General features: G+C 63.7%; 20 protein-coding genes. 12 read left to right on the top strand and 8 right to left on the bottom strand.

The features are described from left to right. The first annotated feature begins 58 nt into the window (after positions 1-58). On the top strand, positions 59-1,561 hold the full coding sequence (locus AC1DYJ_RS15800) for a helicase HerA domain-containing protein (RefSeq protein ID WP_477289090.1): 1,503 nt from the start codon (positions 59-61) through the stop codon (positions 1,559-1,561). 149 nt (positions 1,562-1,710) lie between these two features. Beyond that, complete coding sequence (locus AC1DYJ_RS15795; RefSeq protein ID WP_477289105.1) at positions 1,711-2,640, top strand: hypothetical protein; 930 nt, start codon at positions 1,711-1,713, stop codon at positions 2,638-2,640. A gap of 61 nt (positions 2,641-2,701) precedes the next feature. On the opposite strand, the gene AC1DYJ_RS15790 is transcribed toward AC1DYJ_RS15795, so the two are convergent. Continuing rightward, on the bottom strand, positions 2,702-3,145 hold the full coding sequence (locus AC1DYJ_RS15790; protein ID WP_477289088.1) for an SRPBCC family protein: 444 nt from the start codon (positions 3,143-3,145) through the stop codon (positions 2,702-2,704). Between the two features lie 407 nt (positions 3,146-3,552). Between AC1DYJ_RS15790 and eglC the strand changes: the two genes are divergently transcribed. From eglC to AC1DYJ_RS15775, 3 genes are read left to right on the top strand one after another with little or no spacing between them, the layout of a single operon-like run. Further along, on the top strand, positions 3,553-4,974 hold the full coding sequence (gene eglC, locus AC1DYJ_RS15785) for an endo-1,3-1,4-beta-glycanase EglC (RefSeq protein WP_477289086.1): 1,422 nt from the start codon (positions 3,553-3,555) through the stop codon (positions 4,972-4,974). A gap of 3 nt (positions 4,975-4,977) precedes the next feature. Next, positions 4,978-6,732, top strand: coding sequence for a type I secretion system permease/ATPase (locus tag AC1DYJ_RS15780; RefSeq protein ID WP_477289084.1), 1,755 nt, complete (start codon positions 4,978-4,980; stop codon positions 6,730-6,732). 3 nt (positions 6,733-6,735) lie between these two features. Further along, complete coding sequence (locus AC1DYJ_RS15775) at positions 6,736-8,055, top strand: HlyD family type I secretion periplasmic adaptor subunit (protein ID WP_477289082.1); 1,320 nt, start codon at positions 6,736-6,738, stop codon at positions 8,053-8,055. Here the strand turns inward: AC1DYJ_RS15775 and AC1DYJ_RS15770 are convergent. Both AC1DYJ_RS15770 and AC1DYJ_RS15765 read right to left on the bottom strand, forming a co-directional pair. Continuing rightward, positions 8,042-9,031, bottom strand: coding sequence for a GlxA family transcriptional regulator (locus AC1DYJ_RS15770; RefSeq protein ID WP_477289081.1), 990 nt, complete (start codon positions 9,029-9,031; stop codon positions 8,042-8,044). The two genes, AC1DYJ_RS15775 and AC1DYJ_RS15770, sit on opposite strands and share 14 nt — an antisense overlap. A 235-nt stretch (positions 9,032-9,266) precedes the next feature. Beyond that, positions 9,267-9,734 (bottom strand): hypothetical protein, encoded by a 468-nt coding sequence (locus tag AC1DYJ_RS15765; RefSeq protein WP_477289079.1) that lies wholly within the window; start codon positions 9,732-9,734, stop codon positions 9,267-9,269. A gap of 94 nt (positions 9,735-9,828) precedes the next feature. Between AC1DYJ_RS15765 and AC1DYJ_RS15760 the strand changes: the two genes are divergently transcribed. The 3 genes from AC1DYJ_RS15760 to AC1DYJ_RS15750 all read left to right on the top strand — a co-directional run bounded on the left by AC1DYJ_RS15760 (position 9,829) and on the right by AC1DYJ_RS15750 (position 11,863). Continuing rightward, a complete protein-coding gene (locus AC1DYJ_RS15760) occupies positions 9,829-10,245 on the top strand; it encodes a hypothetical protein (protein WP_477289077.1) in 417 nt (138 codons plus the stop codon). Positions 10,246-10,270: 25 nt separating this feature from the next. Continuing rightward, positions 10,271-11,419 carry an amidohydrolase gene (locus AC1DYJ_RS15755; RefSeq protein WP_477289075.1) on the top strand — a complete coding sequence of 383 codons (1,149 nt, stop codon included), beginning with the start codon at positions 10,271-10,273 and terminating at the stop codon, positions 11,417-11,419. An 84-nt stretch (positions 11,420-11,503) separates the two neighbouring features. Next, positions 11,504-11,863, top strand: coding sequence for a hypothetical protein (locus AC1DYJ_RS15750; protein WP_477289073.1), 360 nt, complete (start codon positions 11,504-11,506; stop codon positions 11,861-11,863). A gap of 39 nt (positions 11,864-11,902) precedes the next feature. Here the strand turns inward: AC1DYJ_RS15750 and AC1DYJ_RS15745 are convergent, their stop codons facing one another. The 3 genes from AC1DYJ_RS15745 to AC1DYJ_RS15735 form a co-directional block, all read right to left on the bottom strand. Continuing rightward, complete coding sequence (locus AC1DYJ_RS15745; RefSeq protein WP_477289071.1) at positions 11,903-12,610, bottom strand: hypothetical protein; 708 nt, start codon at positions 12,608-12,610, stop codon at positions 11,903-11,905. A gap of 131 nt (positions 12,611-12,741) precedes the next feature. Continuing rightward, complete coding sequence (locus AC1DYJ_RS15740; RefSeq protein ID WP_477289069.1) at positions 12,742-13,467, bottom strand: SDR family oxidoreductase; 726 nt, start codon at positions 13,465-13,467, stop codon at positions 12,742-12,744. A gap of 30 nt (positions 13,468-13,497) precedes the next feature. Continuing rightward, positions 13,498-13,977: a VOC family protein gene (locus AC1DYJ_RS15735; RefSeq protein WP_477289067.1), complete on the bottom strand. Its 480-nt coding sequence runs from the start codon at positions 13,975-13,977 to the stop codon at positions 13,498-13,500. A gap of 125 nt (positions 13,978-14,102) precedes the next feature. On the opposite strand from AC1DYJ_RS15735, the gene AC1DYJ_RS15730 reads away from it, so the two are divergent. The 4 genes from AC1DYJ_RS15730 to AC1DYJ_RS15715 all read left to right on the top strand — a co-directional run bounded on the left by AC1DYJ_RS15730 (position 14,103) and on the right by AC1DYJ_RS15715 (position 17,384). Beyond that, positions 14,103-14,984, top strand: coding sequence for a transcriptional regulator GcvA (locus AC1DYJ_RS15730; RefSeq protein WP_477289065.1), 882 nt, complete (start codon positions 14,103-14,105; stop codon positions 14,982-14,984). A gap of 133 nt (positions 14,985-15,117) precedes the next feature. Then, positions 15,118-15,531 carry a hypothetical protein gene (locus AC1DYJ_RS15725; RefSeq protein WP_477289063.1) on the top strand — a complete coding sequence of 138 codons (414 nt, stop codon included), beginning with the start codon at positions 15,118-15,120 and terminating at the stop codon, positions 15,529-15,531. Positions 15,532-15,597: 66 nt separating this feature from the next. After that, the gene (locus AC1DYJ_RS15720) at positions 15,598-16,473 is read left to right on the top strand and encodes an alpha-1,2-fucosyltransferase (RefSeq protein ID WP_477289061.1); all 876 of its coding nucleotides are present in this window, start codon (positions 15,598-15,600) and stop codon (positions 16,471-16,473) included. Next, positions 16,470-17,384: a glycosyltransferase family protein gene (locus AC1DYJ_RS15715; RefSeq protein WP_477289059.1), complete on the top strand. Its 915-nt coding sequence runs from the start codon at positions 16,470-16,472 to the stop codon at positions 17,382-17,384. Before AC1DYJ_RS15720 ends, AC1DYJ_RS15715 begins: the two co-directional genes overlap by 4 nt. On the opposite strand, the gene AC1DYJ_RS15710 is transcribed toward AC1DYJ_RS15715, so the two are convergent. Further along, on the bottom strand, positions 17,368-18,606 hold the full coding sequence (locus AC1DYJ_RS15710; RefSeq protein WP_477289057.1) for a cytochrome P450: 1,239 nt from the start codon (positions 18,604-18,606) through the stop codon (positions 17,368-17,370). The two genes, AC1DYJ_RS15715 and AC1DYJ_RS15710, sit on opposite strands and share 17 nt — an antisense overlap. Continuing rightward, the gene (locus tag AC1DYJ_RS15705; RefSeq protein WP_477289055.1) at positions 18,603-19,232 is read right to left on the bottom strand and encodes a GNAT family N-acetyltransferase; all 630 of its coding nucleotides are present in this window, start codon (positions 19,230-19,232) and stop codon (positions 18,603-18,605) included. Before AC1DYJ_RS15705 ends, AC1DYJ_RS15710 begins: the two co-directional genes overlap by 4 nt. Positions 19,233-19,442 lie beyond the last annotated feature (210 nt).

Raw genomic sequence — 19,442 nt, 5'->3', positions numbered from 1 at the left:
GCGCGCTCGACGGCTTGCGGTCAGGTTGATAAGCCCTCTCCTCAAGGAGAGTCGTGATATGACCGTAGCCATCGAGATGGGACAGACGACGGCGGGTGCGCCGGCGGCGCTCGACCTCGAGGAGCTGCTGGCGACGCGCCTTCTGGTGCAAGGCAATTCCGGCTCCGGCAAATCGCATCTTTTGCGCCGGCTCCTGGAGCAGAGCGCGCCCTGGGTGCAGCAGACCATCATCGACCCCGAAGGCGATTTCGTCTCGCTGGGCGACCATTACGGCCACCTCGTCATCGATGCCGAGGAGCATACCGAGCGCGGCCTGCAGGCGGCCGGCGAGCGGGCGCGTATCCACCGCGTCTCCACCGTGCTCAATCTCGAAGGGCTCGACGCCGAGAACCAGATGCGGCGCGCCGCCGCCTTTCTCAACGGCTTGTTCGAAGTCGCCCGCGAGCACTGGTACCCGATGCTGGTGGTGGTCGACGAAGCGCAGCTGTTTGCACCCGCGGTGGCCGGCGAGGTGTCCGACGAAGCGCGCAAACTCTCGCTCGGCGCCATGACCAATCTGATGTGCCGCGGCCGCAAGCGCGGCCTGGCCGGCATCATCGCCACCCAGCGGCTGGCCAAGCTCGCCAAGAATGTCGCGGCCGAAGCCTCCAATTTCCTCATGGGCCGCACCTTCCTCGACATCGACATGGCGCGCGCCGCCGACCTTTTGGGCATGGAGCGGCGCCAGGCCGAGGCGTTCCGCGACCTGGAGCGGGGGCACTTCATGGCGCTCGGACCGGCGCTGTCGCGCCGACCGCTCGGCGTGCGCATCGGCCAGACCGAGACAAGCCCGCGCAACGGCACGCCGCGGCTGATGGCGATGCCGGAATCGGCACTTGAGGATGCCCGCGCCATCATCCTGGCGGCGCCGCCGCCCGAAACGATGCGTGCGCCGCGCCGGGTCGCATCGCCGGACCTGCTCGACCAGCTGATGGCGGCGAAGTCTGCGGCGATGGAAATCCGCCCCGAGCCGGCGGAACCGGAAATCAGCGCCGAGGATCTGGCCGAGCGGCGTGGGCGCGTCGACCGCGTGCTGCGCGCCGTGCTGGCCGAGCCCGATGCCGGCTTTCGCGTCATCGGCGTGCTTTACCAGGAGTTCGTCGTCCGCTGCCGCATCGAAGGGCTTGCTTCGGTGGTGCCGGATCTCACCGAATTCCGCCGTATGCTGACGCGGGCCCGCGCCGGGCTCGGCGCCGACATGGCAGGCGACGACGCCTGGCAAGATGTTTCCGTCCGTGCGTCGCTGCTGCCCGAGGACATGCAGGGCGTGTTCATGATGATCGCGCGGGCGGCGAAGGAAGGCTGGCCGTGCCCGAGCGACGCCGCGATCGCGCGGGCCTATGGCTCGCACTCGCTGCGCCGGGCCAGACGGCTGCTCACCTATATCGAGGAACAGGGCCTCATCGTCTGCCAGCTCGACGGCACCGGCCGGCGTACCGTGACGCTGGTCGAACTCGCCTGGGCAACCGCGCCGGGCGACCCCAATGCCGTCGAGGCGGAGCAGGGGAGCCTTGCGCTGTAACTGGCGCGATGGGTGAGGCGCTGCTGAACAATATGTGTTTCGCCGTTCGGCGTGCGGCGATTTATGATCATTCCCGAGAATCGCGGAACGGTTCGGGCGGGAGGGTTGCTCCGGTGCGGTTGAAATCTCTGGCTGTCTTTGTCCTCGGCATGCTTGGCGTCGTCGCCATTGCGATCACGGTGTCGGTCCGGTCGTTTGCCGCGTCCTCCGCTATACCGGACTGGCTGCAGGCGCATGTCGGCGACGGTGACGGCGAAATCTCTCAAGTGGTGCTGGAACGGGCGCGCGCGCTTTATCAGAAGAAGGTGTCTCAGGGCGCGGTCCACAATGGCTGTTATTTCGCCATGGATGCCACGCGGCCCGGCGATCTCGGCGGCGGTGCGCTGGGACGGCGCTACTATGTCATTTGCGAGGCCAAGCAGTCGTTTCGTGCGATATCGTCAGGGCACGGCGGCGGCCGCAATCTGAAGGGTGTCGTCGATTTCTCCAACGGGAAACGCTGCGCGAAAAACTTCGGCAACGCCCTGGACTCGTCCTTGACGATGGGCGGCGCCTATATGACCAGCGAAGCAAAAACCTCGTTCAAGGGTTTCTATCGCGTCGGCGCCAAGCAGGATCAGATTCTGCAACGCACCTTCATCCAGTTCGACGGCGAGGGCGAGACAGCGAATGCCCGGCAGCGGGTGATCGGCGGCCACGCGGCGCGTCTGCTGCGCGGCATGTGCCTGCGCAAGAAGCCGAACAGTTCCTACGCCGACCATGACGGCTTTGTGCCCTACGGCAAGCTGGTGGATTACGCCGGCGGCCGCAGCAATGGCTGCACCAGCTGGTCGCCGGCCGACGCCGACCAGATCATTTCGATGGTGAAGGGCAATCCGACGACGCTCTACATCTATCCGGAATCGCGTGATATCGCGGCGGCCGGCAAATCCGGCGCCTATTGGAACGCGTCGTGCCTCAGGGAGATCGGCAAGCCGAAATTCTGGCCGCGCCAGCGCCTCGAGCCGATCATCGCGCAATACAAGAAGGACAATCCGCCACCGCCACCACAGCCGACGCCGATCTGCAAGGATCCGTGAGCGCTGCGATGAGGCAAGGGTTCGGCGGCGCGGGCCGGTTGGACCGCGCCGCCATGCGGCTCTACTGATTGATCTCGGGTTCGACGAGCTTTGCCAGGTTGCGAAGCGATTCCTGCCAGCCGAGATAGCAGGCCTCGGCCGGAATGAGGTCGGGAATGCCGGCCTGGGTGATATCGAGTTCGGTGCCGACGGAGACTTTCTTCAGGATTACGGTCACTTCGATCTCACCGGGCAGATTGGGGTCGTCGAACCTGTCGGTGTAGCGCAGGCGCTCGCCGGGAACGAGCTCGAGATATTCGCCGCCGAAGGAATGGCTGCCGCCGGTGGTGAAGTTGCGGAACGACATTTTGAAGGTGCCGCCGACTTTCGCGTCGAAGCTGTGCACCGTGCAGGTGAAGCCGTTCGGCGGAAGCCACTTTGCCAGCGCATCAGCCTCGGTGAATGCGCGGTAAACTTTCTCCGGGCTGCTCGTCAGAACGCGGTGCAAACGTACGGTGCTTGGCATGTCTTCGGTATCCTTTGTGGTTTCGTTGGTCGATGCCCCAAGGACGGGTGAACTTCGCCCGGTCCGACATTGCCTGTCAAATTTTTTGGGCCGCTTGCTTGCAGCCATCCGTCCCGCGATTTCGTGCCGCCGCTTCGGAGTGTAGCCACAGCGCGACGGAATGCCTGCATCACCGACACTCTGCCTAATATTTTTGCACAAATTTCGCAATATTTATTAAAATTGGCAAAGTCTCTCCTTAAAATTGTATTAGGATCATCTTATTATATTCGACCTGACTGAGTGACTATCTTCCTCCTGTACTATAGGATGATTCCCAGGAGCCATGGATTAATCTAAAAGTTGATCCGAAGTGTTCGCTCGAAGGTTGTCGAGCGACCAAGGCAGCACGCGCAAGGAGTGTCCGAATGACCACCGTCCTCAACGCCAAAGGCATTGCGCTTCCTTACACCGGCGCTTCCACCCATTGGTTCTCGGCGACTGGCGCGCCTTACCTCTACGGCACCTCGGGCAACGATTCGTTCTGGGGCGACACCAACGTCAAGGTCACCATGTATGGCGGCGCCGGCGACGACTATTACCATCTCTATTCGACGATCAACAAAGCGGTGGAGACCTACGGCGCGGGGGTCGACACGATCGACACCTGGATGAGCTACAAGCTGCCGGCCAATTTCGAGAACCTGGTCGTCACCGGCGACGGCCACTATGCCTTCGGCAATGGACAGGACAACATCATCACCGGCGGCGCCGGCAGTCAGACGCTAGACGGCGGCAAGGGCAATGACGTGCTGATCGGCGGCGCCGGCGCCGACACCTTCATCATCACCAAGGGCAACGGCAGCGACCTGATCTCCGATTTCGGCGCGACCGACACGGTGCGCCTCAACGGCTACGCCTTCACCTCGTTCGAGGCCGTCCAGGCCAATATGGTCCAGGTGGGATCGAATGTGCAGCTGAACCTCGGCTCGAGCGAGGTGCTGGTGTTCAACAACACCACGATCGACAAGTTTCAGCCCGGCCAGTTCGAGCTGCCGATCGACAAGACAGGCATGACGCTGTCTTTCAACGACGATTTCAACACGCTGAGCCTGTGGAACGGCCAGAGCGGCACCTGGGATTCCAATTTCTGGTGGGGGGCGCAGAACGGCAGCTCGCAGCCCCAGAACGGCGAGCTGCAATGGTATATCGACGCCAATTATGCGCCGACGAACTCGGTCCATCCGTTCAGCGTAACAAGCGGCGTGCTTACCATCACCGCCGCGCAGGCGGCGGACGACATCAAGCCGCTCATCAACAATTACGAATACACCTCCGGCTTGCTTACGACGCACGACACCTTCTCGCAGACCTACGGCTATTTCGAAATGCGCGCCGACCTGCCGGAAACCACCGGCGCGTGGCCGGCCTTCTGGCTTCTGCCCGAAGACGGTTCCTGGCCCCCGGAACTCGACGTGATCGAAACGTATGGCCAGAACCCGAATGGGCTTCTCATGACGGCGCACACGAATGAGACGGGAACCCACACCACGGTCGGGTCGACGGTGAATGTCTCGAACACCGACGGCTATCACACCTACGGCCTGTTGTGGGCGCCGGACAAGCTGATCTGGACCTATGATGGCGTCCAGGTCGCGGAAGCGGCGACGCCCTCCGATATGAACACGCCCATGTACATGCTGGTCGACCTTGCGATCGGCGGTCAAGCCGGCGCGCCGCCCGACTATCTGGCCACGCCCGCGCAGATGAAGATCGATTATATCCGCGCCTACACGCTGGACGATGTGCAGCAGAGCCATCTGAACTCAACAGGCGAGCACGCGGTCTAGGGAATGCAGAGCGATACAGCCATTCGGCCCGGCCTGCGCCCGGTCTTTGTGCGCGCCATCGCCGATATCGGCCTCTTCTCGCTGCTGATCAACATCCTGCTTCTGGTGATCCCGCTCTATCTGCTGCAGGTCTATGACCGGGTGCTGCCGTCCTCCAGCATCGAGACGCTGCTTTATCTCTCGGCCATGGCGGTCGTCGCGCTCGCCTTACTCGGCCTGCTGGATGCGGTGCGAGCCATTTATGCGCAGCGTGTTGCGGCTACCGTCGGCCAGAAACTGGGACCGCGAACCTTCGCTGTCTCGCTCAGCGCCAGATATGCCGGCAGCGCGCTGTCGCCGCTGAGCGACCTTGCCACGGCCTGCGCCTTCATCAGGTCGCGCGGCGTGGCGGTGCTGTTCGACCTGCCGTTTGCGCCCGTCTTCCTGGCCTTGCTCTATTTCATCCATCCCGTGCTGTTCTGGCTGACGCTCGGCGGCGCGGTGCTGCTGTTGTTGCTGGTCGTCGCCAACCAGTCTGCCATCGGCAGAAACGATGCCGTGTCGGCGGAACGCTCGGCCTTGGCCAGCCAGGCGGAGCAGGCCTTTGCCCGCAACACGGATACGCTGCGCGCCATGGGCATGGTGCAAAATGCCGCCGCGGTCTGGGGACAGCACGTCAGTGAGGCGCTGACCATGCACGACCGTTCCGGAAGCGCCAACGCGATCTTCAGCGCGACATCGCGATCGCTGCGCATGATGCTGCAACTGGCGATCCTCGGCGCCGGTGCGTGGCTGGTGCTGCAAGGGCAGATGACCGCCGGCATGATCTTCGCCTCCTCGCTGGTGTCGTCGCGCGCGCTGCAGCCGCTCGACCAGCTGATCGGATCGTGGCGGCAGATCGTCGACGCCAGGCGATCGTGGAAGCGGCTGGACACCGCGCTTGCGGCGCAACCGACGCAAGCGCGCAAGCTCGTCCTGCCCGATCCGTCCGGCGCGATTTCGGTGCAGGATCTGTTCTTCATCGCGCCGAATGCGTCTTTCGGCACGGAGCCCATCGTCAAGCGGCTGAATTTTGCCATCGGCGCCGGCGAAGCGGTGGCGATCGTCGGTCCAAGCGGCGCCGGCAAATCGACGCTGGCGAAATTGCTTGTCGGGGCACTGCAGCCGACCGGCGGCGCGGTCAGGATCGACGGCGCCGACCTCAGGAGCTGGGACGAAACCCAGCTTGGCAGGCATATCGGCTATCTCCCGCAGGAGGTCGAACTTTTCCCCGGATCGATCGCGCAAAACGTCGCCCGCTTCGACCCGGATGCCGATGACGCAGCGATCGTCGAAGCGGCCATGCGCGCCGAGGCGCATGCGCTTGTGCTGACGTTTCGCGACGGCTATCAGACCATGATCGGCCCGTCGCATACCGTGCTGTCGGGCGGCGAACGGCAGCGGATCGGGCTGGCGCGAGCCTTCTACGGCAAGCCACGCATGCTGGTGCTGGACGAGCCCAACGCCCATCTCGACGGCAGCGGCGAAGCGGCGCTCGAAGCGATGCTGTCGGTCGCGCGTGGCGCGGGCGTCACGGTGCTCGTGATAACACATCGCCCGTCGATCGCCGCGGCCTGCGACCGCGTGATGGTCCTGCGCAACGGCGCGATCGAAGCCTTCGGTCCCGCGAGCGAGGTGCTGCGGCAATCGGCGGCCGGTAAGGGCGTCGCCGCGAGCGCCATGGTGACGGGCTCGTTCGTGCCGACCGTGCGCCCGCACAGCGTCCGCTTCGGGTCATAGACGATGATGCAGCAGAGCCTTGTCTTCGACAGCCGACCGCGCACCGACTTCCGCCGCACGGCCGTTGTCGGTTACGCAGCGATTGCGCTTTTCGCCGGCTGCTTCGGCTATTGGGCGGCAAGCGCGCCGCTCTCCGGCGCGGTGATCACGTCCGGCACGATCTCGGCGACGGGCGGCAACATCCTCATCCAGCACCCTGAGGGCGGCATTATCGATGAGCTGCTGGTCCATGAAGGCGACCGCGTGCAACAAGGTGAGCCGCTGGTCCTGCTCGACCGCACGGCGGCCGAGGCCGACCTCAATCGGCTGACCAGACAGTCGATCGCGCTCAGGGCAAGTGCGGCGCGGCTGGAAGCGGAGCGCGATGGATCGGACAGGCTGGCGCCGATCACCGAGGCGGCACCCGCGCCGTTCCAGGGCGATTTCGACAGTCTGGTGCACGAGCAGCAGAAGGAGTTCGACGCCAGGCTTGCCCGGTTCCGCTCCGAGCAGTCGATCCTGGCGCAGCGCGTCGCCATGCATCGCGAATCGGCGCTGGGCCTGGATGCGCAGAAACTGGCCATCCAGCAACAGGCCGACATCGTGAAGAAGGAGCTCGGCATCAAGGCCAGCCTGCTCGACAAGGGCCTCACCAACCGCAGTGAATATTCGCAGCTTCTGCGCAGCGAGGCCGATCTGGTCGGCCAGGCCGGCGCGCTGGAGGCCGACCTGGCGGCGACCAAGACCCAGATCGTCGAAGCCCAGGCGCAGGTCGAGCGCGCCACCACGCAACGCGTCGAGGAGGCGCTGACCAAGCTCGACGAGGTTCGCACCCAGCTGGCCGACATCGGCGAACAGATCACGGCGGCCGAAGCGGTGCTGAGGCGCACGACGATCAAGGCGCCGGCTGCCGGCATCGTGGTGTCGTCGACCTTTAATTCCAAGGGCAGCGTGATTGCGCCAGGGCAGAAGATCATGGAAGTCCTGCCCACCGCGTCAGGCCTCATTGTCGACGCGAAGCTGCGGCCGAAGGACGTGGATCTGGTTCGCGTCGGTCAGCCGGCGAAGCTCCGACTGTCGGCGCTGAATGCGCGCCTCACGCCCGAGGTCCCGGCGACGGTGACACAGATTTCCGCCGACCGGCTGATCGATGAAACCACGCATGAGGCGTATTTCCGCGCCAGGCTGAAGATCACGGACACGCTGCCGCAGAGCGTGAAGGCCGAGCAGCTTTACCCGGGAACGCCGGTCGAGGCGTTTATCAGCACCGGCGACCGGACCTTCTTCGAATATCTGGCGCGGCCGATGCTGGATTCGTTCGCCCGGGCGTTCACGGAGCGGTAGGCGCCAGCGCCTCACCTGGCATTCGGTCCGGATGCCTGAGATGGGTCGGCGTGATGCCGGTTTGCTGGCGAAAGACACGGCTGAAATGGCCGGCATTGGGAAAGCCGCAGCGGTAGGCGACGTCGCCGATTGCCAAGTCGCTCCCCTCCAGCAGCGACTTCGCGTGATGCACGCGCAGCGCAAGATAGGCCGCCATCGGGCCGATGCCGAGCTCGGCGCCGAACAAACGTTCGAGCTGGCGTCGTGACAGGGTCAACCGGCTCGCGATCTCTTCGACCGACAACGTTTCCTGAAGGTTGCTTTCCATCAGCAACAGCGCCCGCTTCACCGCGCGGCTGGACGCCGCGGGAAAGAGGTCGCCGACGGGCTGCACGTCCCGGCTCGAGCGGATGCGGTCGAGCACGAGGATCTTGGCGGCTTTTTCCGCCGCCTTGCGGCCGATGAACTGCGAGACGAAATGGCCGGCAAGGTCCGCCGCACCGGTGCCGCCAGCGCAGGTCGAGCGGCCGCGGTCGACGGAAAACAGGCTGTCGGCATGGGCGTTCACATCGGGGAACTGATTGCGGAAATCCTTGATGTGAAACCAGCTGACGGCAGCGCTGTAGCCGTCGAGCAAACCGTAGCGCGCGAGCACGAAGCTGCCGGTGCAAAGTGCCGTCAGCGGCACGCCCTTTTCGGCGGCGCGCAACAGGAAGGCTTCCTTTTCGGAGCTGAGTGACCGATTGGTGTCGAGCAGGCCGCCGACCACGACGATGTTGTCGAACTCCTCCGGATTGCCGATCGCTCTGGTCGGCAGCAGTTCGACACCGCAGCTCGCGCGGATCGGCAGGCCGCGTTCGCCGACGATCTCCCAGTCGAACTCGATCCTTCGGCTGCGGTCGCCCTCATCGCCGGCGAGCCGCAGCGTGTCGATGAACAGCGACAGCGGCGACAGTGTGAAGTCGCGAACCAACAGAAACGCAAACCGCCTGGCCATTTGTCCGGAACCGCCCTCGGCTGGATGGAGCCTGATATCGCCGAAGGTGTGCCACAGGCGTGCCCCCCTGTGCTTCTCAGGAGCGGCCGCCGGATGTCGGAGATGAGATCGACGGATCTCGGAAAGGGCGTCTTATGTCATTCGGCTTGCTGGCTCAGGATCTTCCGCAGCTGGGCCGCTTCCTTGCTCGAACTCTCGAACAAGAACGGATTTGCGCAAGGCGCCTGAAGCACCGTCAGCATTGCCGGAGCCGGGTTGGGTGCAATCGTGGCGCTTGGCCGCGCAGCGGCGGCATCGGAGATTTGGGGTCACGCAGCGCGATCAGAAACGTGCCCGGCCCCATACCGTCGGCCTCACCGAATGTGGAATTGTCCCAGGTCGCTGCCAACCGGTCCGGCGCTCTTCCGCGTAGAACCTCGCTAACCACTATGTCGAAGCGCGCGTAGTCCGTCATGAAGCCGCGAGGCTCCTTTGGCATGACCTCCCGCAACTTGGGGGAGCGGGCCAGCATGTCGCGATATCGTTGCCGGGCGACCGGGTCGCGAACGATCTGATAGTTGACAATCCGGCCAACGACGACGACGTCAGCGTACTTGATGTCATCCAGATCCCGCTGGGCTTGCATGGCGCAGGCAAAGGAAGGCGTCGCTGACAACATCGTCACGATGTTCAGAGTTGCAAACCAGAAGACGCGCATCTCCATTCGCTCCCGCGATTTCAGGGTCGGCCTCTGTCAGCTTTGACCGCTTAACGGTGTCGAATGTAAGGATGGTTTCCGGTTCACGGGGAGGATGGGCATGGGTCTCGACATCGCAGTTTTCAAAAATGTCTCGACCATGGAGCGGGAATTTCCCGGCTATCGGTTCCAACGAGAGCCGATGACCGGCGAATGCGAAGTGATCCATCCCGCGGGAGTTAACCTTGCCCTCGACGCAGTCACGGCTTGCCATTTCCGTGTAGGAAACCTCGCCCAAGTCGGTTACCTGCGCGAGTGGATAGCCGGCAATATCGGTGAAGGAACGGCGTTGGAACGGCTTGTGCTCTATTCCGGCAGTCATTGCGGAGATGTTATCGAGGAGCCTAGCTTCGGTGAACTGGAGTGCGAACTAAAGATCATCGTATCGAGCCCCGATCCCGATGTGCGAGATTTTGCAATTGAGCTAGCGGAGTTGATCCGCGTTGCACGACGCGAGAAAAACCCCATCGTGTTTTGACTGACAGCATCACCGGAGCCTCGCCATGACCCTGACCAATCGCGACATTGTCGAGTTGACCGAATGGCGGCGCAAGCTGCACCAGCAGCCGGAAATCTCCAATGAGGAGGAGAAGACGGCGAAAGAGGTCGTCGCCTTCCTCGCCGACACCGGTCCGGACAAGGTGCTGACCGGTCTCGGCGGGCATGGCGTGGCGGCGGTCTATGATAGCGGCAAGGCGGGGCCGACGGTGCTGTTCCGCTCGGAGCTCGATGCGCTGCCGATCGAGGAGCTTTCGGGCGTCGACCATGCCTCGCAGGTGCCGGGAAAATCGCATATGTGCGGCCATGACGGCCATACCGCGATCCTCGCCGCACTTGGCCGCCAGCTTGGGCGCGAAAGGCCGGCGCGTGGCCGCGTCGTCTTGATGTTCCAGCCGGCGGAGGAGACCGGCAATGGTGCGGCCGGCGTCGTTGCCGATCCGCGCTTTGGCGAGATCGCCCCGGACTTCGCCTTCTCGCTGCACAATTTGCCTGGCGTGCCGTTCGGCGAGGTGCGCCTGAAGCCCGGCGTGGTCAACTGCGCCTCGCGCGGCATCCGCATCGTGCTTGAGGGCAAGACCGCGCATTCCTCCATGCCAGAAACCGGGGTGTCGCCGATGCCGGCAATCAGCCAGCTGATGCCGGCACTGCCGGCACTCGGGCGCGGCACCTTTGCCGATGACGATTTCAGCATGGTGACCGTCACCCACGCCACGATGGGCGAGGCAGTGTTCGGCATTGCGCCCGCCCATGCCGAGGTCTGGGCGACGCTGCGCACAAGGCGTGACGAGCGCATGGCGGAGCTGGTCGCCGCGGCGGAAGTGCTTGCCACCAGGATCGCGGTCGAGCACCGCCTGTCGATCCGCTGCGATTATCACGAGATCTTCGTCGCCAGCGTCAATGCGCCGGATGCCGTGGAGCATCTGAACCGCGCGCTGGACGAGGAAGGTGTCATGCGCAGCGAAGAAGCCCTGCCGATGCGCGCCTCGGAAGATTTCGGCATTTTCGGCCACAAGGCCAAGTCGGCGATGTTCTTCCTCGGCGCCGGCGAGCGTACCCCTTCGCTGCACAATCCGGACTATGATTTTCCCGACGATCTGATCCCGATCGGCTCGAAAATCTTCATGCGCACGGCGCGCAACCTTTTGGGTTGAGCGGCTTCTGCGAAATCTCGAAGCTGCCTTTTTGCGGCTCGAATCGTCCTGTAGTCGCCGTCCTAAATTAGGAGAGGCTTGCGGATGAGGATTGCAATGGTTGTCGCATTGACCGCGACAGTGGCGGGATGCGTGTCGTCTCCGGCCCAATACGGCGCGTCGCTTTCGCCGCAGGATCCGAAATGGGCGACGCCGGAATGCCAGCAGGCCCGCACCGATGCCATGAATTACGACCAGCGCGAGAAGGGGCAGCCGGGATGGGGCTTCGGCGTGCTGCTAGGGCCCTACAGCATGGGCCTCGTCGCGGCGGCAAAGGAGCATCAGCAGCAGCAGCGAAGGCTGATTGCCCGCCAGGTGCATCTGCAGTGCTCGAGCCGGCCGCTGCCGAAGGATCTGGACTTCGATCCGCAAATCTACGCACCCAAGCCGGCGAAATATCCGTAGGGCGGTTCATCGGAACCGCGCTACTTTTCCAGCACCAGGCTAGGCATAGTCGAGGAGCGATCGGCTGCGTGGCGCATCGGCGCGAGGAACCGCGGTGGGCACCGGAGCACCGGCCAGCGCGCGTTCCTGCCATTCGATCAGCAGCGTCTTGAGCGCTTGATTGGACACGCCCAGTGGGCCGGCGATCATCAGTGAACGCCGAAGGACCGGATGGCGGTGCGACTGATGCGCGAATTCGCACAAAAGATAGCTCCACTTCGCATTGAAAACACGGAAGCCGGAGAACTCGGACCAGCGATAGGAATGGATCCGCCGAAATGACCGGTATTCAAGCCTGTCAAGGCTGAGCACCAGTTCACGGCGCGGCAACAACATAAGAGCGCCAATCGCGCACACCAAACCAAAGATGCACGCGACCACGACCTTTGCGAATTCCCATTCGCCGCGTCGGACCTCGATGATGACGCCACCAAAAAGGGGGACGGCTGTCAGCAACAGCATAGTGAGGCAGAGCAGAACCCGCTGCCATGTTGGCGCACTGATCACAACCGGTCCGGGAAAGGCGGCGAGCCAGTCGTCGGCCTGTTGGTGCGAGTATGCGATGGCCACGATCCAGGCAAACAGGACAACCGAGACCAGCAGCAGGAACACAGCGCGGTCCGAGCCTCCGGACGCCATGACCCAGATGGCGGCGGCGATCGCCACAACCAGCATGCCGAATCCGAGAAGGAGATCAAGGAAGGTCATCGTTGCTCAGCCTATACTTCAGACGCTAAGGCTTGGTTTCGTGCAACGATAAGATGCGCTGGAGAGGATTATTGCGCGCTGTGCTCGTCCCGGGCGGACCGCCCGGGTTTGATGTCGCTGGACATATCCGCTTACACCAACCGCTGCCCGCCATCGATGTGGATCGTCTCGCCGGTCATGAAGTCGTTGCCCATCAGGTAGAGATAGGCCGGCGCGACATCGGCCGGCGCCGCGACCTTGCCTGCCGGCACGCGCCCGGCCATGGCGGCGAAGTAGCCGGACTTGGCCTCGCCGACGAGTTCGTCCCACATCGGCGTGTCGACCCAGCCGGGCGAGACGATATTGACGCGGGTGGGGGCAAGCTCCTGCGCCAGCGCGCGGGCGAAATAGCTGAACGAGCCGGCGATCGCCGAGACCACCGAACCACCGGGAACAGGCGGCCGGTCCTTGTTGATGCCCGAGGTGAAAATCAACGAGCCGCCCTTTCTCAGACCGCGCACGGCATGCTTGGCCAGCATCACCGCGCCGATCAGCTTGTTGTCGACAAAGCCGCGCACGAACGCCATGTCGGCGTCGCCGATCGGATAGTTCGGCGGCGGCGTGCCGGCGGTGGAGGCGAGGTGGTCGAAGGCGCCGACGTCGTCGAACAGGCGGGCGATCTCGGCTTCGTCGGTCATGTCGGCGGCAATGCTCTTTGCCCGGCCGCCAAGCGCCTTTTGTGCCGCCCTCAGCCTGTCGGCCGAGCGGCCCACGATCACCACTTCGGCGCCGTCTTCCAACGCGGCTTTCGCCACGCCGAGACCGATGCCGGAACTGCCACCGACGACGACGATTTTCTCCCCCCTGAGCGATGCCATTGACACCTCCTGTTGTTGGAAATTCGGTGATTATTCCGCGCGGGCGTGGGCGGCTTCGATGTCGGCGAGGATGATCTTCATCATCGAATACATCGCCTGCCGGGCCCGGTGCGCCTTGTCACGGTCCGGATCGTTCATCAGCCGGATCGCCGCCTCGGGGATGACCTGCCAGTAGACGCCAAACTTGTCCTTCAGCCAGCCGCAGGGTTTTTCCACGCCGCCGCCCGCCGTCAGCGCCTGGTAGTAATAGTCGGTCTCGGCCTGGTCCTTCGTCTCGATGTAGAGCGACATGCGCTCGTTGAAGGCCGGCATCCCGCCGGCGTTGAGCGCCGTCAGCCGCAGCCCCTCGAGCTCGAAGTCGAAGATCGCGTGCGGCACGTTGCTGCCGCCGACATGATCGGTGAAGGTCACCGTCTCCAGCGCGCGGCTGTTGGCGAACACCGAGAGATAGAAGTCGCGGGCCTGCTCGGCATTGCCGGTGTACCAGAGGAAGGGGTGAATGGTGGCCATGTCGTCCTCCTGAAGTGAGGTTTGATCACAAATCTTGTGAGGATTTGTGACTGGAAAAAGCCGCATGGACAAACCAAAATTTGGCAAGTATTTGTTACCAACGCTCACAAATCCTTGGCACGCGCATGCCCCGGAAACTGCCGCCGCTCAACGCATTGCCGGCCTTCGAGGCCGCCGCCCGGCATCTGAATTTTTCCCGCGCGGCCGACGAGCTCAACCTCACCCATGGTGCCATCAGCCGGGCGGTAAAACATCTCGAGGAGCAGCTCGGCGTACAGCTGTTCGAGCGCGCGACGCGCTCGGTGCGCCTCACCCCTGTCGGCGAACCCTATGCCCGCGCCGTGCGCGAGATGCTCGACCAGCTGTCGGTGGCGACGCTAGCTGCGACATCGCGCCATTCGAACACGAGCCTGAATGTCAGCACCTCGGACGGTTTTGCCGGCAAATGGCTGGTGCCCCGGCTCTACCGTTTTCATCGCGCGCATGGCGACATCGATGTCAGGGTATCGACGTCAGGCAAGCTGACCAACTTCCTCGGCGACGGCATCGACATCGCCATTCGCTATGGCGGCGGCCATTACCCCGGGCTGACCTCGGAATTCCTGACCGGCGAGGAGGTGTTTCCGGTCTGCAGCCCAAGGCTGCTCGAAGGGCTGCACCCGCTGCGCACGCCTGCGGATCTCAAACACCACACGCTGATCCGCGACGGATACCGCATCGACTGGGCGGCGTGGCTGGCAAGCGCTGGCGTCGAAGGCGTCGATCCCAATAGCGGGCTGACCTTCGATTCCGCCACCTTCGCGGTCGAGTCGGCCGTGCAAGGCGAAGGCGTCGTGCTCGGCCGCACCATGCTGGTCTCAGCCGACCTCGCGACTGGGAGATTGGTGCGGCCTTTCGATCATGCGCTGAAGGCGGTTTCGAGTTTTTACGTGGTGTACCCGCCGGAAGCGATCAGGCAGCGCAAGGTGAAGGCGTTCCGGGACTGGCTGTTTGCGGAGGTGGGGTAGGGGGCGCCTACCGCTCAGGTGGTCGCCGGTTGCGGCGGGAGCTGACAATGGCCACATTCTTCTTGCGGGATCGGCCGTCAAGCTGGTTCAACCTCTCGCGAGGTGTTAGGCGTTCGAGCATTGGGGGCTTGCAGTGCTTCAGAGATTTCCCAAAACGGTAAAGTGGCACAACGACCGCATGCAGCGGCTGGCGAGCCTCGCCAAGGCTCTGGCCTTCCAGACTTTGGCGATGACGTTCGCCACGATGATTGCCGTGACGTTTTGGCGGCAGCTTGCTGACACGCAGACACCGTTCGGGTTGATTTTTAGCCTCGTGGTTTCGCTGATCCTTGCCAGCAAGATCATCCCGGGCTTGTTCGACCTATGGCGGATGTTCCTGTGGGCTGGCCGCGCACTCTTTCGCCCCAGGGGAACGCAGTACCTTCAGATAGCCGTGGCGTCACTGGTGACCTTCGGCTGGATTGCGATGATGGTCGTGACAGCACTGAGGTTGGCCGGGCCGGTGATGCAGTTTTTCGGGCGCTGGGGGATTCACGTATCGGTGTAGGTAGTGGCCTGTCGACCGGCCCGCGCCGTTCGGGTAACAATGGCTGCCTTTGGCGAAAGGGGTCCAATGCGGCATGTTCCCATCGTGATGCAGCCTTATGGCGGCATCGCGAACAGAATGTTCCAGTACATGTTTTGCGATGTGCTGGCCAAGCGCATCCCCGAGGGCTATGTCTGCAACGCCGAGCTGCCGGAATGGTCCATCGCCAGGGTGCGGCCGCCTTTGTTCTGGAAATATCGGCTGCTTCGGGTCGCGGGCTTTCATCGCTACGACCCCGACGGCATCACTGCGGCGTTCCGCGAAAAACGGGCGCGCAGCATCCGCTTCAAGGGCTTCGCGCAGAGGCTGGGCTATTATGACCGGGATGAGGTGTCCCGGCTGTTTGACGGGCGCACGATCGAAGCGCCAACCTACGGCGACGATTTTCTCGTCATCAATGTGCGGGCCGGCGAAATCCTCGACGGGTTCCATCGCAACTATTGCCCGATGCCATTCGGGTTTTTCGAGGCTCTCATCAGGGAGAGCGGCCGCAAGCCGGTCTTTGTCGGCCAGACCCATGACGACAATGATTATTGCCGGCGCCTGCGGCAGCGTTTTCCCGACGCCGTCTTTGCGCCGAAGATTTCGCCATTGACGGATTTCGAGACGCTGCGCCGGGCGAGCCATCTCGTCGCCGCGGTCAGCAGCTTTTCCTGGCTGGCCTGCTGGCTGTCGTCGGCGCGCACGATCAGCCTGCCGGTGGCCGGCATCTTCGACCCGTTGATCAGGCCCGATATCGACCTGCTCCCGCTTGACGACGCCCGCTATCGGTTCCACCAATTCGACATGGGCGACTGGACGGGCTCTTCCGAGCAACTCGCAGCCTTCTATGGCGATGCGATCCCGTTCCGGCAGGTTGAGCCTCGGGCAGCAGCCGATGGCGCGGGGAAAGCGTTGCGATGAGAATTCCGTTTTCGGTCAAAAGGCCGGTGATCTGCGCGATCATGAAGCTGGAGCAGCCCTATGTGATCGAGTGGGTCGCGTGGCACAAGCTGCATGGCTTCGACCTGATGATCGCCGACAACTGCACCGCCGGACCGCAGACGGCGGTGCTTTCGGCGTTGCGCGATGCCGGCTGGATCCGGCTGGTCGACTGGCGGCACGACACGGTGCTGCCGCAGCGGCGGGCCTATTCCTATCTTTACTGGCAGGCACTGCTCAACGGTTACCGCTATCTGGGCTTCATGGACGCCGACGAGTTCCTCGAGCCGCTCGACGGACCGCCCTGGAGCGGAGCGGAACTGGTCCGCTCGCTGTTGAGCCTGCCCGGCGTGCGCAGCGCCGCTTTTCGCTGGGTGAATTTCGGCAGCGACGGCAAAGAGGTCTATGACGACGAACTGGTGACGGTGCGGTTTCAAAGGCGCGGCACGCATGTCGCCCCGACCGCGCGCTGGAAGAAATCGTTTGCCCGCGTGTCGTCGGTGCTGCGCAAGGCGCTGCGCGATCCGAAGCTGCTCATGCCGCACCCGCACGGCTTCCGCATCTCGCTGCGCCGGACGCTGGTCGACGGCATGACGCTCGACAAGCACCCGGCCGCCATGCCGATGGAATGGAAAATCGGCTGGATCCGCCACTATGCCGTGAAATCGAAGCAGGAACTGGCTGACAAGCATGCCCGCGGCGGCGGCTACACGCCGCAGAGCGAGGCGCCGTCGCTCGAAGAGTACAGGGCGTCGAGAGATCAGAACGATATTTTCGATCCGCTCGACGATGCGACGGTCAGAACCTTGCGAGCAAAGGTTGCGGAAATCGTCGCATCGCTTGACCCGGCGGTCATCGCCCAGACGCGGCCGCTGTTCACGCAGCGCGGCTGAGGACAAGCGGCGCGGTGGCCATGCCGTAAAACGACATCGAGGCGCGGCGCTCGGCATTTGCGGCATCGAGCCGCCAGCCGGGCGCACGGGTGAACAGCGCTTCGATCATTGCCGCGATCTCGATGCGGGCGACATGCTGGCCGAGGCAGACATGCAGGCCGGTGCCGAAGGTCATCGACATGGCCGGCTGTCGCGTGAGGTCCAGCCGGTCGCCATGCGGGAAGACGGCATCGTCGCGGTTGCCGCTGCCGAGCACCGGTACGACCGCTTCGCCGGCAGCAATCCTGATTTCGCCGAGGTCGATGTCTTCCGCCGCGATGCGGGCGACAGCGTATTGCACCGAGGCACCATAGCGAAGCAGTTCGGCCGCGGCGTTGCTCCAATCGACCACGCCGCGCTCGAGCAGCGCGCGCTGTTCGGGGAAACGATCCAGGGCGACCAGGGCGTTGCCGAGAGCGTCGACGACGGTTTCCTGCCCGGCAAACAGCATGAAGACCACGTTGGCCACCATGTCCTCGCGCGACCAGCGGCCCTCTGCCACCTCCCTCACCATGCCGGCGACCATTCCATGCGGCCGATAGGCGTGACGAGCCAGCCGTTCCTCGACAAAAGCCTGGCATTCGCCATAGGCCTCGGCGCTTGCTGCTGCCGGCTGCTCCTTTCGCATGTCGAAGGCGATTGCTATGCGGCGGGTCACCGATTTCAGGGCCCAGGGGTCCTCAATCTCAAGGCCGAGGATTTCCTGCAGCAGCCAGAAGGACACCGGCACGGCGAGGCCGGCAACGGCGTCGACGCGGCCGTCGGCCAGCGCCTGGTCTACCAGGTCGCGGCTTAGCGCCCGAAGACCTTGCGTCAGCACCTCGACGGCCGGACGGGCGAGGTAACCGGCGACCGGCCGGCGCAAGGCACCATGCCGCGGCGGATCGGCGAGCAGCAAAGACCGGGTAAGCAGCGCCATCGCCGCCTGGTCGACAAGCTTGCGTCGGACCTCTTCGTACTGGCCCGGCGGCGCCTGCAGCAGAGCGGGGTGCTTCAACACGCGCGACACCAGGTCATGGCTGAAGACATAATAGGCGTCGGCAATCTCCGGATAGGGTGCCGTGCCGCGCGCGATGCCGCCGGCGGCGCGCATGCGGGCAAAATGCGGAAACGGATCGTCGCCGAGCACGAACGGATCGAAGAACGGAACCGTCATGAAGCGGCCGGAACGTGTGTCATTCACTGAGATCCTTTGGCACTGAGATCCTTGGCTGAAATGACCCGAAATCCCCCGGATGCCGGGTCCTGCGGAAAGAAATCCGGCATGACATAGAGGAACTCGCATTCAAGGGCACGATAATGCAGACGGAGCAGCGGATCCCGGATGATTTCTTCCAGCGGCGGTCTTATGCCGGTCTCGTTCCAACGGTCGATGGTGGCGCGGAACCTCGGGTCCGCCTTGACATGGTCATCGTCCTCGGCCGGGGAACCGGCATAGGACGAACAGCGGCCATCACCGATCAGCCAGCGGGCGCCGAGGCGGCGGCCGTGGCGCTCCATCTCCTTCAGCAGCCGGATCGCCGTGTTGGAGCCGCGATGGCTGGGGCGGACGCAGAGATTGTAGGCGTAAAGCGCGTGAACCGGCTCGCTGCGCGGCAGTGACGCATAGGCATCGAAATTTGCCGGGAAATCGGCGCGCACCAGGGGGTCCTGGCTGGTCTCGGTGAAGCAGATGGTGCCGGCGAGCACGTTGCCATGGATTGCTCCGAACATCGTGTGCCCAAGCGCCAGCCGGCGGCGAATGGTTGCCTCGCTCGCTTGCAGCGGGGCGGCCCAGGCGGCAGCCTCGAGCTCCATCAGCAACGGCATGTCTTCCATGTCTAATTGGCGGATGGGTACCGCAACATTGTCTAAATTCATCTGCCGGCTGCCTCGACTTTTAGCGCGTTAGTGGCATATGGCAGTTCCTGCCAATACGATTTGCAGCTGCATGGAAACGTCAACCAGTTCTATCTCCTGTTTGACGCAACGCTGGAACGAGAACCATTTCACGGCCTCCCCGAATCTCTCTAATCATCA

Source organism: Mesorhizobium sp. P2_B11, assembly GCF_056404855.1.
The sequence above is the reverse complement of the archived record's forward strand: the minus strand, read 5'-3'. Positions and strand labels throughout refer to the sequence as shown.

Bases quoted from the DNA above. Each gene is read 5' to 3' on its own strand.
- AC1DYJ_RS15755 (WP_477289075.1), top strand. From the start codon at position 10,271: ATGACCCTGACCAATCGCGACATTGTCGAGTTGACCGAATGGCGGCGC.
- AC1DYJ_RS15750 (WP_477289073.1), top strand. From the start codon at position 11,504: ATGAGGATTGCAATGGTTGTCGCATTGACCGCGACAGTGGCGGGATGC.
- AC1DYJ_RS15770 (WP_477289081.1), bottom strand. From the start codon at position 9,031: ATGGCCAGGCGGTTTGCGTTTCTGTTGGTTCGCGACTTCACACTGTCG.
- AC1DYJ_RS15735 (WP_477289067.1), bottom strand. From the start codon at position 13,977: ATGGCCACCATTCACCCCTTCCTCTGGTACACCGGCAATGCCGAGCAG.
- AC1DYJ_RS15705 (WP_477289055.1), bottom strand. From the start codon at position 19,232: ATGCCGTTGCTGATGGAGCTCGAGGCTGCCGCCTGGGCCGCCCCGCTG.
- AC1DYJ_RS15720 (WP_477289061.1), top strand. From the start codon at position 15,598: ATGCGGCATGTTCCCATCGTGATGCAGCCTTATGGCGGCATCGCGAAC.
- AC1DYJ_RS15790 (WP_477289088.1), bottom strand. From the start codon at position 3,145: ATGCCAAGCACCGTACGTTTGCACCGCGTTCTGACGAGCAGCCCGGAG.
- AC1DYJ_RS15775 (WP_477289082.1), top strand. From the start codon at position 6,736: ATGATGCAGCAGAGCCTTGTCTTCGACAGCCGACCGCGCACCGACTTC.
- AC1DYJ_RS15730 (WP_477289065.1), top strand. From the start codon at position 14,103: ATGCCCCGGAAACTGCCGCCGCTCAACGCATTGCCGGCCTTCGAGGCC.
- AC1DYJ_RS15745 (WP_477289071.1), bottom strand. From the start codon at position 12,610: ATGACCTTCCTTGATCTCCTTCTCGGATTCGGCATGCTGGTTGTGGCG.
- AC1DYJ_RS15715 (WP_477289059.1), top strand. From the start codon at position 16,470: ATGAGAATTCCGTTTTCGGTCAAAAGGCCGGTGATCTGCGCGATCATG.
- AC1DYJ_RS15760 (WP_477289077.1), top strand. From the start codon at position 9,829: ATGGGTCTCGACATCGCAGTTTTCAAAAATGTCTCGACCATGGAGCGG.
- eglC (WP_477289086.1), top strand. From the start codon at position 3,553: ATGACCACCGTCCTCAACGCCAAAGGCATTGCGCTTCCTTACACCGGC.
- AC1DYJ_RS15765 (WP_477289079.1), bottom strand. From the start codon at position 9,734: ATGGAGATGCGCGTCTTCTGGTTTGCAACTCTGAACATCGTGACGATG.
- AC1DYJ_RS15780 (WP_477289084.1), top strand. From the start codon at position 4,978: ATGCAGAGCGATACAGCCATTCGGCCCGGCCTGCGCCCGGTCTTTGTG.
- AC1DYJ_RS15740 (WP_477289069.1), bottom strand. From the start codon at position 13,467: ATGGCATCGCTCAGGGGGGAGAAAATCGTCGTCGTCGGTGGCAGTTCC.
- AC1DYJ_RS15800 (WP_477289090.1), top strand. From the start codon at position 59: ATGACCGTAGCCATCGAGATGGGACAGACGACGGCGGGTGCGCCGGCG.
- AC1DYJ_RS15795 (WP_477289105.1), top strand. From the start codon at position 1,711: ATGCTTGGCGTCGTCGCCATTGCGATCACGGTGTCGGTCCGGTCGTTT.